12 protein-coding genes and 1 pseudogene are annotated in these 16,535 nt (G+C 32.5%); all 13 read left to right on the top strand.

Annotated elements, in window-relative coordinates; all coding sequences use genetic code 11:
• Positions 1–220 precede the first annotated feature (220 nt).
• The 13 genes and pseudogenes from ACWCL1_RS01120 to ACWCL1_RS01060 all read left to right on the top strand — a co-directional run bounded on the left by ACWCL1_RS01120 (position 221) and on the right by ACWCL1_RS01060 (position 16,531).
• Entirely contained in the window at positions 221–421 is a 201-nt protein-coding gene (locus ACWCL1_RS01120; RefSeq protein WP_454545085.1) for a hypothetical protein, read from the top strand.
• A 390-nt stretch (positions 422–811) separates the two neighbouring features.
• Entirely contained in the window at positions 812–2,185 is a 1,374-nt protein-coding gene (locus ACWCL1_RS01115; RefSeq protein WP_454545084.1) for a glycoside hydrolase family 1 protein, read from the top strand.
• Positions 2,185–3,650: pseudogene (locus tag ACWCL1_RS01110) on the top strand (PTS sugar transporter subunit IIC). Before ACWCL1_RS01115 ends, ACWCL1_RS01110 begins: the two are co-directional and overlap by 1 nt.
• Positions 3,651–4,225: 575 nt before the next feature.
• Positions 4,226–5,521, top strand: a complete 1,296-nt coding sequence (locus tag ACWCL1_RS01105) for a PTS sugar transporter subunit IIC (RefSeq protein WP_454545083.1) — start codon at positions 4,226–4,228, stop codon at positions 5,519–5,521.
• A 216-nt stretch (positions 5,522–5,737) separates the two neighbouring features.
• Positions 5,738–7,012 (top strand): PTS sugar transporter subunit IIC, encoded by a 1,275-nt coding sequence (locus ACWCL1_RS01100; RefSeq protein ID WP_454545082.1) that lies wholly within the window; start codon positions 5,738–5,740, stop codon positions 7,010–7,012.
• A gap of 137 nt (positions 7,013–7,149) precedes the next feature.
• A complete protein-coding gene (locus tag ACWCL1_RS01095) occupies positions 7,150–7,488 on the top strand; it encodes a PTS sugar transporter subunit IIB (protein WP_454545081.1) in 339 nt (112 codons plus the stop codon).
• A gap of 21 nt (positions 7,489–7,509) precedes the next feature.
• Positions 7,510–7,842, top strand: a complete 333-nt coding sequence (locus ACWCL1_RS01090) for a PTS lactose/cellobiose transporter subunit IIA (protein ID WP_454545080.1) — start codon at positions 7,510–7,512, stop codon at positions 7,840–7,842.
• 71 nt (positions 7,843–7,913) lie between these two features.
• The gene (locus ACWCL1_RS01085) at positions 7,914–9,011 is read left to right on the top strand and encodes a DUF871 domain-containing protein (protein WP_454545079.1); all 1,098 of its coding nucleotides are present in this window, start codon (positions 7,914–7,916) and stop codon (positions 9,009–9,011) included.
• A gap of 158 nt (positions 9,012–9,169) precedes the next feature.
• Entirely contained in the window at positions 9,170–10,603 is a 1,434-nt protein-coding gene (locus tag ACWCL1_RS01080; RefSeq protein WP_454545078.1) for a ClC family H(+)/Cl(-) exchange transporter, read from the top strand.
• A gap of 260 nt (positions 10,604–10,863) precedes the next feature.
• Positions 10,864–12,060 carry a hypothetical protein gene (locus ACWCL1_RS01075; protein ID WP_454545077.1) on the top strand — a complete coding sequence of 399 codons (1,197 nt, stop codon included), beginning with the start codon at positions 10,864–10,866 and terminating at the stop codon, positions 12,058–12,060.
• Between the two features lie 52 nt (positions 12,061–12,112).
• Positions 12,113–13,636, top strand: a complete 1,524-nt coding sequence (gene wsfD / locus ACWCL1_RS01070; RefSeq protein ID WP_454545076.1) for a glycan biosynthesis hexose transferase WsfD — start codon at positions 12,113–12,115, stop codon at positions 13,634–13,636.
• Complete coding sequence (locus ACWCL1_RS01065; protein WP_454545075.1) at positions 13,620–15,266, top strand: hypothetical protein; 1,647 nt, start codon at positions 13,620–13,622, stop codon at positions 15,264–15,266. Before wsfD ends, ACWCL1_RS01065 begins: the two co-directional genes overlap by 17 nt.
• Positions 15,267–15,286: 20 nt before the next feature.
• Positions 15,287–16,531, top strand: a complete 1,245-nt coding sequence (locus tag ACWCL1_RS01060) for a glycosyltransferase (protein ID WP_454545243.1) — start codon at positions 15,287–15,289, stop codon at positions 16,529–16,531.
• Positions 16,532–16,535: the final 4 nt, after the last annotated feature.

Here is a 16,535-nt window from a genome sequence, read left to right as displayed (position 1 = left end):
TACTGAATTTTGATTTTGGTTTTAGTTTTCTATCATCATATATCTTTTTAGCAAGTGTTAAATAATCTGCATCAGTAGTTTTAATGCTCATTTAAATTTATCCTTAACGAAATTATTAGGTTTTATGTATTATTGTATCTGTAATTAGTATCAAAGAATTATAATGAAATGTCAAAATTAAATCAACATAAAAAGTAATTTTATTAATAATCAGTATATTTTGAGAGAAGCTCGAGATGGTTTGAAAATTTGGTTTAAAAAGTATTATAACAATGTAGACCCAAATTCAATCAAATTAAGAATTGAATATAGTCAAGGTATGACGGTTGAACCGATTATTGAAGGATATGTTAACGATAATGAAGAATTATGGTTTGATTGTTCTGTAACTAAATTACCAGAGAGTGAGTGGATGAACTAGGAATGGTGATTGTTGATGGGGATATATCTAGAAAATTAGATAATATTACTTTGATGAAAATCCTAATCGTAAAGTTATGAAAAGTCCAAGTGAATTAATTCCTGAATCAGAAGTCAAAAAAGCTAGAAAAGATTGTCGTTTATTAGAATACATTCCAGAAATGAGAACATTTTAAAACTCATAAAAATTAAGAAGATTGGACTTATGTCTCAATCTTCTTTTTATTTCTTTAAACTAAAAAAGCAACTTTTTTCTATACAAATAAGTATATACATATTTCTATTAAAGTATTTACTTTTATTAAAAAATTATCTACAATATAAATGTAACGTAAAGCGCTTACACAACTAAAAATTAAACGACAAAAGAGATTTAAGAAAGAGTGATTTTATGAAAAAAATGCCAAAGGACTTCTTTTGGGGAAATTCTTCATCAAGTATGCAAACTGAAGGTGCTTGGAATGAAGGTGGCAAGGGCTTGTCAGTATATGATGTGCGATCAGCAACTGAGCATACTAGCGATTGGCATGCTGCAATTGATGGATATCACCGGTATGGAGAGGATTTGGATTTATTAAAAGAAATGAACATGAATATGTACCGTATCCAAACTTCATGGTCGCGAATTAATCCTAATGGTGATGGTGAATTCAATGAAGAAGGAATTGCTTTTTATGATCGCTTGATTGATGGCATGTTAGAACGTGGAATTGAACCAATGATTTGTCTTTATCATTTTGACATGCCACTTAATTTAGCACAAAAATACAATGGTTTTATGTCACGCCATACAGTTGATGCTTTTGTAGCGTATGGGAAATATGTTATTGATCATTTTGCTGATCGGGTAAAATATTGGATTACATTTAATGAACATAACTTATACTTTACAGATGAAGTTTTCAATATTTCAGGGTACGATCATGGAGATCAAAGTTTAAATGATATGTACACGATTTTCCATCATACCATGTTGGCACATGCACAAATCGATGCATACATTCATGAAAACTATCCGCAATTAAAAATTGGTGGAATGAACGCATTTACACCAGTATATCCAGCAACATCTAAACCAAATGACGTTTTTTATGCAAATCGGACAAATGAATTTTTATATAACAACTTAAATGACGCATTCACTAAAGGAACATATTCACCTGCTGTAATGCAGTATATTGATAATCACAACATTGACATGGACTTACAAGCAGGTGACTTTGAAATTTTAAAGAAAATGCATGCAGATTATTTGGCATTTAGTTACTATCAATCAACAACGTTAAATGCTGATAAATTAAGTGCTCAAGATGCACCTAATCGCTACTTGGAAGTTGGCGGTGAAGGTAATCGGTTTACTGAAAAAACTGAATGGAATTGGGAAATTGATCCATTAGGTTTCCGCAAAATCATCACGGATCTTTACAATCGATATGAAATTCCAGTATTTCCAATTGAAAACGGAATTGGTTGTCGTGAAGAATGGGATGGCGAAACCATGATTGAAGATGATCAACGAATTCAATTCCATAAAGAACATATTCAAGCGATGAAAGATGCGATGTTTGAAGATGGTGCAAAGGTACTTGGATACCTTGGTTGGGGCTTAATTGATATTCCAAGTTCACATGCAGATATGGAAAAAAGATATGGTGCGGTTTATGTTAATCGTTCTAACCATGATTTAAAGGATTTAAAGCGGGTTCCTAAAAAGTCATTTTACTGGTTTAAAAAGGTATTGAGAAATAATGGAGATGATTTATAATGAATAATCAGGGTGGAAAAACTTCAAAATTAAATATATTTGTTAATCAAAAAATTGTACCTCCGATAATGAAATTTGTTAATACAAAGGGTGTAAAAGCAATGACTGATGGGATGGTAGCAGCCTTACCATTCATTATCATTGGATCAATTTTCTTAATTTTTGCAAACTTCCCAATTCCAGCAGTTTCGGAATTTTTTGCTAAAACTGGTTGGACTGTATTCTTTAATCAAGCTTACACAACTACTTTTGGATTTACTTCTATTTGGGCAGTTATAGGAATTGCCTATACATATGTTAAAAATGAAGGCTTAGATGATGCTTTACCTGCAGGTTTAACTGCCTTATCAGCATTCTTCCTTTTACAAAACTTACAAGTAGATAATCCTCTTGCTGCAGCAATCAAGTCAGGAATTACTGATTCAGCAGGAAATGTGACAATGAAAGCTGAAGTTGTTGAAAAAAGTATTGAACAACTTCCACATACTTTACAAACATTCATTACTTCTCCAGTGACAAATGTATTAAACATTACTTTTCAAGGTGGTCAAGGAATGATTGCAGCCTTACTTATTGGTTTAATTGTCGGTTGGAGTTATACATATATGATTAAGCATAACTGTGGAAAATTACTTTGCCAGAACAAGTGCCAGCAGGTGTTTCACGGCAATTTACTGCAATGATTCCAGCAGGTGTAATTTTAACAGTTTCAATGTTAATTTACGCAGTCTTCAAGACATTTATGCATACTGATTTATTAACTTGGATCTACAAAATTTTACAAATCCCACTTCAAGGAATGTCAGATTCATTTTGGGGAGCAATTTTAATTGCATTTGCGGTAACTTTCTTCTGGTTCTTCGGTGTTCATGGTGGTTTGATTGTTGGTGGAATTGCTGGAATCTTCTTACTACCAAACACAGTAGCAAACTCAGAATTATATCAAGCAGGTAAATTATCATTAGCAAATGGTGCTCACATTGTTACAAATGAATTTTACAACAACATCATTAACTTAACTGGTTCTGGGATTACGATTGGTTTATTAATCTTTACTTTAGTAGCTGCTAAGTCAAAACAAATGAAATCAATGGGTAAATTAGAAGCAGTCCCTGCGATCTTTAACATTAACGAACCATTCTTGTTCGGGATGCCAATGGTAATGAATCCATGGCTTGCATTACCATTCTTCTTCGTCCCAGTTGTAGTTGCAGCATTAACTTATGGTGCGGTTTACTTCGGCATTTTACCACCATTAAATGGGGTAGCAGCACCATGGACAACTCCAATCATCATTTCAGGATTCTTCATTGGTGGCTGGAAATGGGCTTTATGGCAAGCAGTTGTTCTTGTAATTTCAACATTAATGTACTGGCCATTTGCAAGAAAATATGATAAATACTTACTTGGTCAAGAAGAACAAAAAGAAGAAAAACAAGTTGACCAAAAGCCAGCTAAAGCATAGAATAAAGATCTTAATAAAATCTTTAAAACTATTGGCTGAAAATTAAATTACGAAATTTAAAGTGCATTTTGAAAAAATATTTTTCGGAATGCACTTTTTAAATGTGTTCAACTTTATAAAATTGGTCTTATCATTCGCTTTTAATTTAATGATTTAGCGTGTTTTTGATGTAAACGTTAACATTATCATTTTAATGGGATTTTAACTATTTTGTTATAAATTGTATAATGTTTGGTGGATTTTTCTGTTTCAGCAAGCGAAAGGGTTTACATAAGGTGTTTTATTCTCTATACTTAATACCGGTAAACGCTTTCGCGAATTTCCAGATATTTCTAGGGTAAATTAACTTTTTTAAATTTAATTATTTATCAAGATATCATTAATTTTTTAATTAATAATTGGTCATCAAATGATTAATTTTAACTAGTTTTATTTATATAATTCAAAAAACTGCACTCATCTTTTGAAATATTGTTTTTAAAAATTTTTATCGATTGTTTATCTAGACCAATTTTAATGATTAAAATTTATGCTGGAAATATCAAGTAATAATTTTAAAAGCTAGGAGTGGTAATATGGCTACAGGAAAAGTAAGTTTTAAAGATAAGCTTTTGAAGGTTGTCGGCAAAATTTCAAATTCACGACACATGATCGCATTACGTGATGGGATTGCCCAAGCGGTTCCATTGATTATTATTGGTTCAGTCTTTATGATTATTGGGCAATTTCCAATTCCCGCATATTTAGACTTTATGGCCAAAACATTTGGTTCAGACTGGAACATTGTGATTCAACAAATCACATTTGCATCATTTAACTTGATGGGCTTAGTTGCTGTAATTGGAATTTCATATAACTTGGCAAAAAGTTATAAAGACATTGCTCCATTGCCGGCTGCATTAGTTGGAATGTGTGCATTTTTCTTAACAATTCCATTTTCAATGCATAAAGATGGTTCATTTTGGATCCCATTGGCTCAATTAGGTTCAAGTGGTTTATTTATTGCCATTATTGTTGGTTTATTTATTACTGATTTTTATGTTTGGATGGTACATAAGAAGATCACAATTAAGATGCCAAGTACAGTTCCACCAGCAGTAAGTAATTCATTTGCTGCATTGTTCCCAGGTTTCTTTTGTTTGCTTTTAGTTTGGTTAGTTCGTTTAGGAATCTCAGCTACACCAATTGAAACAATTCCAAACTTAATGCAATTTATCTTTAAACCAATCGCAGCCGTAGGAACAAGTTTACCAGGTGCATTAATTTGTGAATTCTTAATTTCATTCTTATGGTTATTTGGGGTTCACGGTGCAAATGTTGTTTCTGGAATTATGATGGCATTTTGGTTACAAGCAATGCAACAAAATGCGGCTGCATTTGCTGCACATAAAGAATTGCCAAACATTGTTACTCAACAATTCTTTGATAACTTCGTCCATATTGGTGGTGCCGGTGGTACATTAGGATTAGCAATCATTATGATTATGTTTGCTAAAAGTAATGAATACAAGACACTGGCAAAATTGGAAATTGCACCAGCATTCTTTAATATTAATGAACCATTAATGTTTGGTTTCCCAATCGTGATGAATGTTTATATTGCTTTACCATTTATCATTGCACCATTAGCTAATGTTTTAATTACATACTTTGCAATGGCAACTGGTTTATGTGCAAAAACAATTGGGGTAATGGTTCCATGGACAACTCCAGTTGGAATTTCTGGTTTTTTAGCAACCGGACACATTTCAGGAGCAATTACTCAATTAGTATGTCTTTTAGTTGATGCATTGATTTACTTTGTATTCTTTAAGAAAGCTGACAAACGTAAAGCTTGCAATGAAGGAAAAAAAGCTAAAGCTGCTCAATAGTATAACTTAATATTAAAGTTGAAGATTGTAACTACGGTTACAATCTTTTTTATGTTCATAAATTATTTTTAATTATCTATTTAATAAATTCAGTTGATATGCTATATTAAAAATGTAAGCGTTACCAAAATGCTTTTTATTTGCAATTATTTTTATTCGATTAATTTTTAATAAGCATGATTGGTGATGATTAATTTAAACGGGGAGTTGATCGTTATGGCTTCAAGCGGAAATGCAAAGGACAAAATGATGAAAGTGATTGGTAAGATCTCAAATGCTCGTCATATGATCGCATTACGTGACGGGATTGCTCAAGCCGTTCCACTCATCGTAATTGGATCGGTGTTTATGATTATTGGACAATTTCCAATTCAATCATATCTAGATTTTATGGCCAAAACATTTGGTCCAGATTGGAATGTTGTTATTCAACAAATTACCCAGTCCTCATTTAATTTAATGGGATTAGTTGCAGTTTTTGGAATTTCATATAACTTAGCAAAAAGTTATAAAGATATTGCTCCACTGCCAGCATCATTAGTTGCAATGTGTGCATTCTTTTTAACAATTCCATTTAAGATGAACAAAGATGGTTCATTTTGGATTCCATTAGATCAATTGGGTGCAAGTGGATTATTTATGGCAATCATTATTGGATTATTTATCACTGATTTTTATGTATGGTTGATCCATAAAAAAATCACCATTAAAATGCCAAGTACAGTTCCACCAGCAGTAAGTGCTTCATTTGCAGCATTATTTCCTGGGTTATTCTGCTTAGTATTAGTTTGGGTAGTGCGTTTAGGAATTTCATTCACACCAATTGAAACAATTCCAAACTTGATGGCATTTATTTTTAAACCACTTTCAATCGTAGGTACAAGTTTACCAGGTGCATTGATTTGTGAATTTTTAGTTGCATTTTTATGGTTATTCGGAATTCATGGTGCGAATGTTGTCTCAAGTATAATGTCAGTTATTTGGCTTGCTGCAATGCAACAAAATGCAGTTGCTTTTGAAGCACATAAAGAATTACCAAACATTGTTACCGCACAATTCTTTGATAACTTTGTTCATCTTGGTGGATCAGGCGCAACATTGGGACTTGCAATTATTATGGTAATGTTTGCTAAAAGTGATGAATATAAAACTTTAGGTAAGTTAGAAATCGCACCAGCAATCTTTAACATTAATGAACCATTAATTTTTGGATTCCCAGTAGTTATGAATCCATTTATCGCAGTTCCATTTATTGTGGCTCCATTATTAAATGTTTTAATTACATATTTTGCAATGGCAAGTGGTTTAGTTGCGAAAACAATTGGAATTATGGTTCCGTGGACGACGCCAGCAATTATTTCAGGTTACTTAGCAACTGGACACATTTCAGGATCAATTTTACAAATTGTTTTAATTGTAGTTGATGCATTAGTTTATGTGTTTTTCTTCAAAGTTGCAGATAAGCGTAAATTGAAGACGCAAGAAGCGTAGGAATATTCTAGGTTTTGTCTACAAAAAAATTAACATATTAAATAAAGTAAATACTTTAAAAATGTCGTTTAACGTGCTATACTAAAAGAGTTGAGAAAGCGTTACCAAAACGTTTAATCAAGAAAGGGTGCAATATCATGGCTAAATATACAATTATGTTAAACTGTTCTGCAGGAATGAGTACAAGTTTACTTGTTACTAAAATGCAAGCTGCGGCTCAAGAAAAAGGTGTTGACGCAGAAATCTTTGCAGTTCCTGCAAGTGAAGCGCGTTCACAATTAGATTCAAAAACAATTGATTGCGTATTGCTTGGACCACAAGTTAGTTACATGCAAGGCGATTTTGAAAATATGCTTGAAGAGAGAAAAAACAGTTTAGGCAATCCAGTTCCACTTGCTGTAATTGATATGCAAGCATATGGAATGATGGATGGAAATAAAGTTTTAGATCAAGCAATGAGCCTTATTGAAGGCTAATCTAAATAGTGGAGAATAAATATGGCTGAAGAAAATACACAACCAAATTTAGAAGCAACAATGGGCTTAATTATTAATGCTGGAAATGCCAAGGGATTAGCATTTGAAGCGATCAAAAAAGCTAAAGCCGGCGAAATTGAAGAAGCTCATAAAAAATTAGAAGAGTCAGACAAAGCTTTAAACGAAGCGCATAATGCACAAACTTTGATGCTTACTAAAGAAGCTCAAGGTGAAAGTCAACCAGTTACATTGTTAACAGTGCACTCACAAGATCATTTGATGAATGCAATTACTTTCCGTGATTTAGCGGGTGAAATGGTTGATTTATACGAACGCTTAGAAAAAGAAAATTAATTAATAAAGAGTGCAGTTTCGAAAAGGATAACTGCGCTTTTTTTATTGAAATAGGAGAAAGGATGTTTCATATGAAACGCGAATTAGGAATTTCAATTTACCCTGACCATAGTGATCCAGTAAAAGATAAGGAATACGTGAAAAAAGCAGCTGACTTAGGATTTAGTCGCTTATTTATGAGTATGCTTGAAATCACTGGTGGCAAAGAAAAAACTGCTGAAAAATTTAAAGATATTATTATGTATGCCCGTAAATTAGGCTTTGAAGTTATTTTAGATATTAATCCTGGCATTTTTAAACAACTTGACATTTCATATGATGATCTAGGATTTTTCGCAAAATTGGGTGCAAGTGGAATCCGTTTAGATGAAGGTTTTGATGGATTAAAAGAATCATTGATTTCATATAATCCCTATGGCTTAAACATTGAGTTAAACATGAGTAACAATGTAGATTACTTGGATAACATTTTGTCATACCAAGCTAATGAACCTTTTATTTATGGTTGTCATAATTTTTATCCTCAAGAAGGAACTGGTTTACCATATGATTTCTTTGTTGAATGTAGCAAACGTTTCAAGAAATATGGAATTAAAACTTCTGCATTTGTAACTAGTCAAGATGCAACTGGAGGTCCTTGGAATGTTAATGATGGATTGCCAACGCTAGAGATGCACCGTCATATGCCAATTGAATTGCAAGCTAAACATTTATTTGCAACTAACTTAATTGATACAGTAATTATTGGTGATGCCTATGCTTCTGATGAAGAGTTGAAGAAGTTAGCTGAACTTGACCGTTACTGTGTAACCTTAGACGTTGATTTCTTACCTGAAATTAATCCAGTTGAAGCTCAAATCGTTGAAGATAATTTGCATTTTCGGAGAGGCGATATCACTGATCAATTTATTCGTTCAACTCAAGTTCGGGTGAAATATGCACACCAAGATAATCCACCACATAATAATGAATTCAAGTTTGAAAAAGGTGATGTGGTTATTGGCAATGATGAATTTGGACGTTATAAAAATGAATTGCAAATTGTTTTAACATCCCAAGTTGATTCCCGGAAAAACTTGGTTGCAAAAATTGCAAAAGAAGAACTCTTCTTGCTTGATTACATTAAACCATGGAGTAAATTTAAATTTAAGAATCAAGCAAATAAATAAAGTATATTAATTTAAAAAGATACAGCATAAGTTGTATCTTTTTTATTTACTTTTGACATTAGAAATTATTATCAATGGTAGAGGCATAATTCTTTCAAATACTAAAGTTTTTAAATTAAAATAAATATATGAGATCTTGGTAAAGGACGGATTGAATTATGAATGTTTCGGATATTCTGCAAAAACCGTTTACTAGTAAGCATATTATTTATGTGCTTAAGGGGACTTTAGTTGGGCTAGTAACGGGATTTGTAGTTAGTATTTTTCGATTAATTATCGATAAAACAATGAAATGCCTGTATTACATATATCCTTACATGTCGGAGCATCCTAAAACAATTATTTTATATGTTTTAGCAACGATTATTGTCAGTATTGTATTAGGGTTTGTAATTCGCGCACAACTTTTTTATGTAAAAGGATCAGGTGTACCTCAAATTGAAGCGGTAATGGATGGTCAAATTGAAATGAAGTGGTGGCCAACTCTTTGGCGTAAATTTGTAGGTGGTTTATTGGCTATTTGTCCAGGTTTATTTCTTGGAAGAGAAGGTCCGTGTATTCAAATGGGAGCATGTATAGGCCAGGGATTTTCTGAAGAACTTTTTCATGGAGGAAAAGAAGAACGAAATATTTTGATTGCATGTGGGGTTGCAGCAGGTCTATCAGCAGCTTTCAGCGCTCCCCTTGCAGGTGCATTGTTCTTAATTGAAGAAATTACTTCAGGATTTGCAACTTCAGTTGTATGGTTGACCGCTTTATCTGCAGCAGTTGCTTCTGATTTAGTGACATTGCTTTTCTTCGGGTTAAAACCAAGTTTGCATTTTATTTATGATTATAGCGTACCAGTTAAAGATTACTGGCAATTAATTATTTTAGGAATTATTCTTGGTTTATTTGGTTATTTCTATCAAGTAGTGATTTTGAGTTTGCCAAAATGGTATGGCAAATTGAAAATTATTCCACCTGCTTGGCATAGCATTGTTCCACTATTGTTGGTTATTCCAATTGGATTATTTTATGCTAAAATTTTAGGTGGAAGTCACGATTTCATTTTAGATTTAACTAGCAAGCAGTTTATTAGTTATATTACTGGTCCTTTACATGCGGTTGGCTTTGTCTTCTTATTACTAATCATTCGTTTTGTTTTTTCAATGATTTCATATGGGGCTTCTACTCCTGGAGGAATTTTTATGCCTATTTTAGTACTTGGAGCAACGAGTGGTGCCTTGTATGCTAGTGTGATGATTAGATTAGGATTTTTAAAAGAAGGTTATTTTTTAAATATTGTAATTTATGCGATGGCGGCTTATTTTGGAGCAATTGAAAAAGCACCTTTTACGGCAGTAGTTTTAATTTCTGAGATGGTTGGTAGTATTAAACACATGATGCCACTATTGATTGTTACATTAATTGCTTATGTAATTAATGATTGGCTAGGTGGTCGTCCAATTTATGCCGCTTTGAAAGACGAAATGCTTAAATCGATGGATAATCCACGTAAAGAACTAGAACAAGAAAACTTCCATTCTATTTGGAATGCAATTCAAAGAAAAGTAAAGTGTCATCATAAGAAAGGAAAACATCACAAATAAGTGTAGCAGAATCGTAAAAATAAGTGATTTCATCCTGGTGCACTTATTTTTTTAGGTGTTTTTGTTTTTTTTGAATAAGTTAAATAATCTTAAAGGTTAACTATGCGTTAAGACTAAAACCAAAAGAGTTGTTATACTTAAAAATAAGTGAAAATGTCGGGGGGAGGAGTACTGCAATTTTTTATTGCAGTTTAATTGTTAGTTTTACTCTGAACTAATGATTGAATAATTTTTATAAAGTTAGGAATATTGGTGTGAAAATGAAAAAGAAATTTAAAATCAGCATTGTAATTTTATTGATCATTGCTGTTGGGGCTATCGGGTTTTACATTTTCAAAAATAAGAATGAAGAAACTATCAAGGTTGATCATCAAGTATCATCAATTTCATCTCCAGTCTCAAAGGTTTATACAACTAATGCAAATAGCTTTAAAATCATTCAAAGTCCATTAACTGATTCTGAAAAAGAAGATAAACAAAAGTTACAAGACTTTTTGGTTGATCATATGCTTGTAGGTGGTAGTTTTGTAACTAACTACAAAGCTAAAAAAGATCAAAATAAAACTGAACTGGCCACAGGACATGACCGGTTGAGTGAATCATCAGGGTTGTGGTTGCGCCACTTAGCACTTACTGGCACTCAAAAGCAGTATGATGCATTTTATCAAAAAACCAAGCAAGAATTTTTTGATAAAGGGCAATTTACATATCGAATCAATGCAAATGGAACTAAGTCACCTGTAAATGCATCTGTCGATGATATGCGTATTATTTGTTCTTTGATTGAAGCAAAAGAGCGGTTTAAAGATCCAAAGTATGAAAAAGAAATTAAAAAGTTAGTTTCAACCTTTAAAAAGCAGTCAATTCAAAATGGGATGTTAGTTGACTTTTATGATGTTAATTCGAAGAAACCTGCTCATGAAGTTTCTTTATACTATCTTGATATAAAACAAATGGGATATATTTATAAAGTTGCTGATTTACCGAAGAAAGATTTGGAATTTCAATACCAAATTTTGAAGAAGGGTTATATTTCTGATTCCTTCCCACTGTATCATCAAAAATATAATTATGATACTGGTAAATATACAGATGGCGATACAATCAATATTATTGAGTCGCTGTTATCAATTTTATATTTAAGTGAAATTGGGCAAGAAAAATCACAAAGTATTCAGTTTGTAAAAAATGCGGTAACTACCGGAACTTTATATAATGCATATAATTTAGATGGTACTCCTGCAGATAAAAGTCAATCTGCAGCCTCATATGCAATTGCTGCAATGATCGGAAAAGAAATTGGCGATGAACAATTGTATGGTCAAGCAATTAAAATTGTCGGTAATTTCCAAATTATGAATCCTTCAAGTTTAATTTATGGCGGAATTGGTGATCAAAATACACTTGAAGTTTACTCATTTAACAATTTAATGGCAATGCTTGCATATGATTATTAATAGATCAAACACAACTTTGATATGTCACAATCTTATAGGGAGAATAGATTAAATGTTCAATAAGATCAAAGAGAAGATGCATGAGTGGTCAGGCCCATTTGAGCATTACTTACCACCCGTGCGTTTAGGGGTCATTTTATTAGCAATTATTACAATTACACTTTTATTTGTACCGCCAGTAAATGGACCGGTTGATGATGGAAGTTATAATTTAATTTTGCATGCAAATGGTTTACGGGAATATCCTAACGATCCAAATTACTATAAGTACTTTGTACCTCAATTCCCGATTTTGCAATACTATAATCCAGATGCTCATTTATACTTGTCGTTGCAAAATGTTGTGATTCAAGCGGCGATTTTTCTGAATAAAATTTTTTATAGTACAAAAGTATTTGATGTGCGCTTTTTAGGAGCAATTTATACTGTTTTGTTTTTACTTGGAGCACGCCTACTTTTGAAAGGACTATCAAATAAGTTAAAAGGATTCAAAGCATATTTAATCGTATTATTAACGGTATTTTTACTTGGAGATACTACTTATACGATTTATTTCAATTCATTTTATATTGAACCTTTAGATTTTGTAATGATGATCTTTTTTGTCGGATTAGGCTTACTTGCTTTTCAACAGACTGATACTAAAAAAATATTGAAGTACTGTAGTGGACAAGTGCTGATTGTTTTCTTATTTATGTTTGTTTCTAAGGAGATTTCACTCCTATTATCAGCTTTATGTATTTCACTAATTGGTGGAATTATTTTTATTAAAAGTCGTCAATGGAGAATATCAGCGATTATTTTAGTAAGTGCATTAGTTCCACTTAGTCTTTTTATGGCAACTTTATATAATACACCGCAACGAAGTGAAAATATTTACCAAAGTATGACTTTAGGTGCAATGCCAGCTGCAAAAGAGCCAGGAAAGGGATTAGCTGAAATTGATGTTGATCCGCAAAACGAAATTTTAAGAGGAACCTCATACTCTTCACCATATGCAATTGCTTCTTCTAATTCAGCAACGATTCAAAAAGGATTTGTTGATGAATTAAATTATGGTAAGATTTTATGGTACTATGGCACTCACCCAAATGTACTAGCAAATTTACTTCAAATGGGATTAGAAAATCGAAGTGTATCGCGTACTAAAGTTAGTGCTTATGAAAAAGGTGCAGTTAAAGCAGAAGATGAAAATAAAGTTTTGTTCCGGTGGGCAACGATAATTAAAGGCGCCTTTTTGCCTAAAAAATTTGGTTTTTATATCATTTTTGCGATTTTAGTAATTTCACTTTATGCAGTTTCATTTGTGCGGGGATTGCAAATGGGTTCAACCCTATATGCAGCGAGATTCTTTATGAATGTAGGGTTATTAATAATGATGCTACTATCATTTATTTCTCCGATTGTAATTTCAGGAGAAACAAATGTAATTCGGCAGTTAACGCTGACATCGGCATTACTTGATTTATTAATTCTAATTATATTATCTGATACGTTCCAACATGATATTTGGATTAATCAAGATACAGTAGTGATTGCAAAGGCAGGAGGAATGAATGATGAAAAACAAAATTAAGGCATTCATTTTATTTTTGAGTACATTGTTCTTACTCTGGTGTCCTTCAAATGTTAAAGCAGATACTGCAGTTAATTCAGCATCAAAAGTCTTGCTTGTTTATGATAGTTTAAATGTGCGTCAAGGAGACCAAACTGAAGTAGAGACGTTGACGCGAATGTTGATGAGTATGCAACGGCAAGTTACGGCAACTTCAATGGGAGATTATAAGGCTGGAATGTTGAAAAATGGTAAATATGATGCGGTTATTACGATGATTAATTGGCCAGAAATGGATTTTAAAAGTCACTCATATGAGCAAGATTTGCAAAAATTTACAGGAAAAAAACTGCATATTGGTTCCAACTTGTCCGTTAATGAAAAAAATGAATTTCCCGGGAAATGGCAACAAGTTAGTGCACAAACTTTAACACTTAAAGGCGAACATGGTTACTACAATGAAGATATCAGTTTTCAACCCCCAATTGAATTACTGACAGAGCCATCTGAAACCGAGGAAACAGTGGGCACTTTAGAATCTCAATCAATGTCTAAAAAAACATACTCATATGGAATTATTAATGGAAATAATGCCTACTTACCACTTTTTGATGATCAAGGCGCATCCTTGTTATCATCAATCCAATTAATTTCTAAGTGGCTTGGAGTTAAGGGAAATTATTCACCATATATTACAGTCCAAAACTTTACGCCGTTAAGTTCATTTAAAATTGCAAAGAAGTTTGTTAAAGACTTAAATAAGATTGAAAATAATGTAATTATTACAACGACTTCAACAACAAGTAATACTGATACGCAAACTTTTAAAGATTACTTGAAGTTTATCAAACAAATGACGCGAAATAATCATGCAATTATATATTTAAATGTTCCGGCAATGAATACTAAGGACTCAGGAAATAATGATAATTTGATGAACATGTTGACTCAAGAAATTAGTACATTTATTGAGAATGGAATTTTTCCATTAGGAATCAGTGCACCAACGTACTGGAATTTTGATAAATATTATCAAATGAATGCACTGGATTTTGGAGATGCAGTGATGCTCTATAACCAAGATAAAGATCAGTATTTCCATACGAAAACTAAAACGAGTCAAGTATTTCCAACGACATTTTTTACAATTTCACATTCGGCATTAAAAAATGTACACTGGAAAATTAATGGGAAATATACAGAGTTTACTTTCCCAATGCCAACAACCATAAACTATCAATTTCCTAAATCAGAAAAGCAATTAGAAAAGATGTTTGCTGAAATTACAGCTGATCCGTTCCCACCAACTGATGGGTATTTATATCAATTTAGTACAGGGGTATCAACGCAAACACAAAACTTATTAGGAAAAGATGGTGTGATTACCTTAAATGATGTTCCCGTTAATAATATTAATTTTGATGCAATTCAACATAAAGCTACCAATGTGAATAATGCTCAATCAAACTCAACTGCGATAACTTCAAAACGGACCGTAGATAAGATTAATGATGTATTAACGGTAATTATTATTGGGGCTTTAATTGTTTTAGGAATTTTGCTTATTAAAGGACGACAATTGTATTTGAAAATGTTTAAGAGTCGTTTTGCAAAAGAGAAAGAAAAAGAAGAGCAGAAAGGAGAGAAATAATGTCAACAGTTTGGGATGCAATGACAATTTTTTCAACAGCAGTTATTTGGACATTGCTTTTAGTTTCAATTGCATTGGTGATTTCAGGATACATGTATTATTTGAACTGGGCGAAAACACCTTTACCACAATTGGATGACAAAAAAGCGCCATTTGTATCTATTATGGTTCCCGCTCATAATGAAGGGATTGTAATTGTAAAGACTGTTCAAGCTTTATTAAAGTTCAATTATCCGCATGACCGTTATGAAGTCATTGTAATTAATGATAATAGTGACGATGATAGTGCTGAATTACTTGCAAATTTACAAAAAGAACATCCTGACCGTAATTTTAAAGTAATTAATACCGATAACATTACAGGTGGTAAAGGAAAATCAAATGCATTAAATATTGGATTTAAATCAGCAATCGGTGAAGTAATTGCAATTTATGATGCTGATAATACTCCAGAACCCAATGCTTTACGCTACTTAGTTGCTGAACTGCAACAAAATGATGAATATGGTGCGGTAATTGGAAAATTTCGAACCAGAAATAAAGATGTTAACTTATTAACGCGTTTTATTAACGTTGAAACGTTATCATTTCAATGGATGGCTCAAGCGGGTCGAAGTCAAATGTTTAAATTATGTACGATTCCAGGGACTAATTATGTAATTCGGCGCAGTATTATTGAAGATATGGGTGGTTGGGATGATAAGGCCCTTGCAGAAGATACTGAAATTAGTTTCCGGATTTATAAAATGGGATATCGTATTAAGTTTCAACCAGCTGCGGTTACATGGGAACAAGAACCTCAAACCGTTGATGTGTGGTTTCGCCAGCGCACCCGGTGGGTAAAAGGAAATATTTATGTAATTGTTAAGAACGTAAAACTATTATTTGATCCAAGTGCAAAACGAATTCGTTTTGATATTTTTTACTTCTTATCAACTTACTTTTTACTTTTAACTGCTTTAGTAATGTCGGATATTACTTTTGTAATGTCGGTTTCGGGATATGCAAATGTAACGGTTCCAGGATTTAGTAACATGCTGTGGCTACTTGCGGTAGTTTTATACGTTGTCAGTGTATTTGTTTCGATCACGACAGAAAAAGGCGAAATGCGGTGGTCAAACATTATCGTCATTATCCTGATGTACGTTATTTATACCCAAATGTGGCTGATTGTTGCGTTGAAAGGGATGTATTTATACATTAAGGAAAGTGTTTTCCATCTTGAATCATCAACTAAATGGTATAAAACGAAAAGATATAAATAGAATA

The sequence above is a fragment of the Ligilactobacillus sp. LYQ135 genome, assembly GCF_053711055.1.
This window is presented reverse-complemented; position numbering and strand designations above follow the sequence as displayed.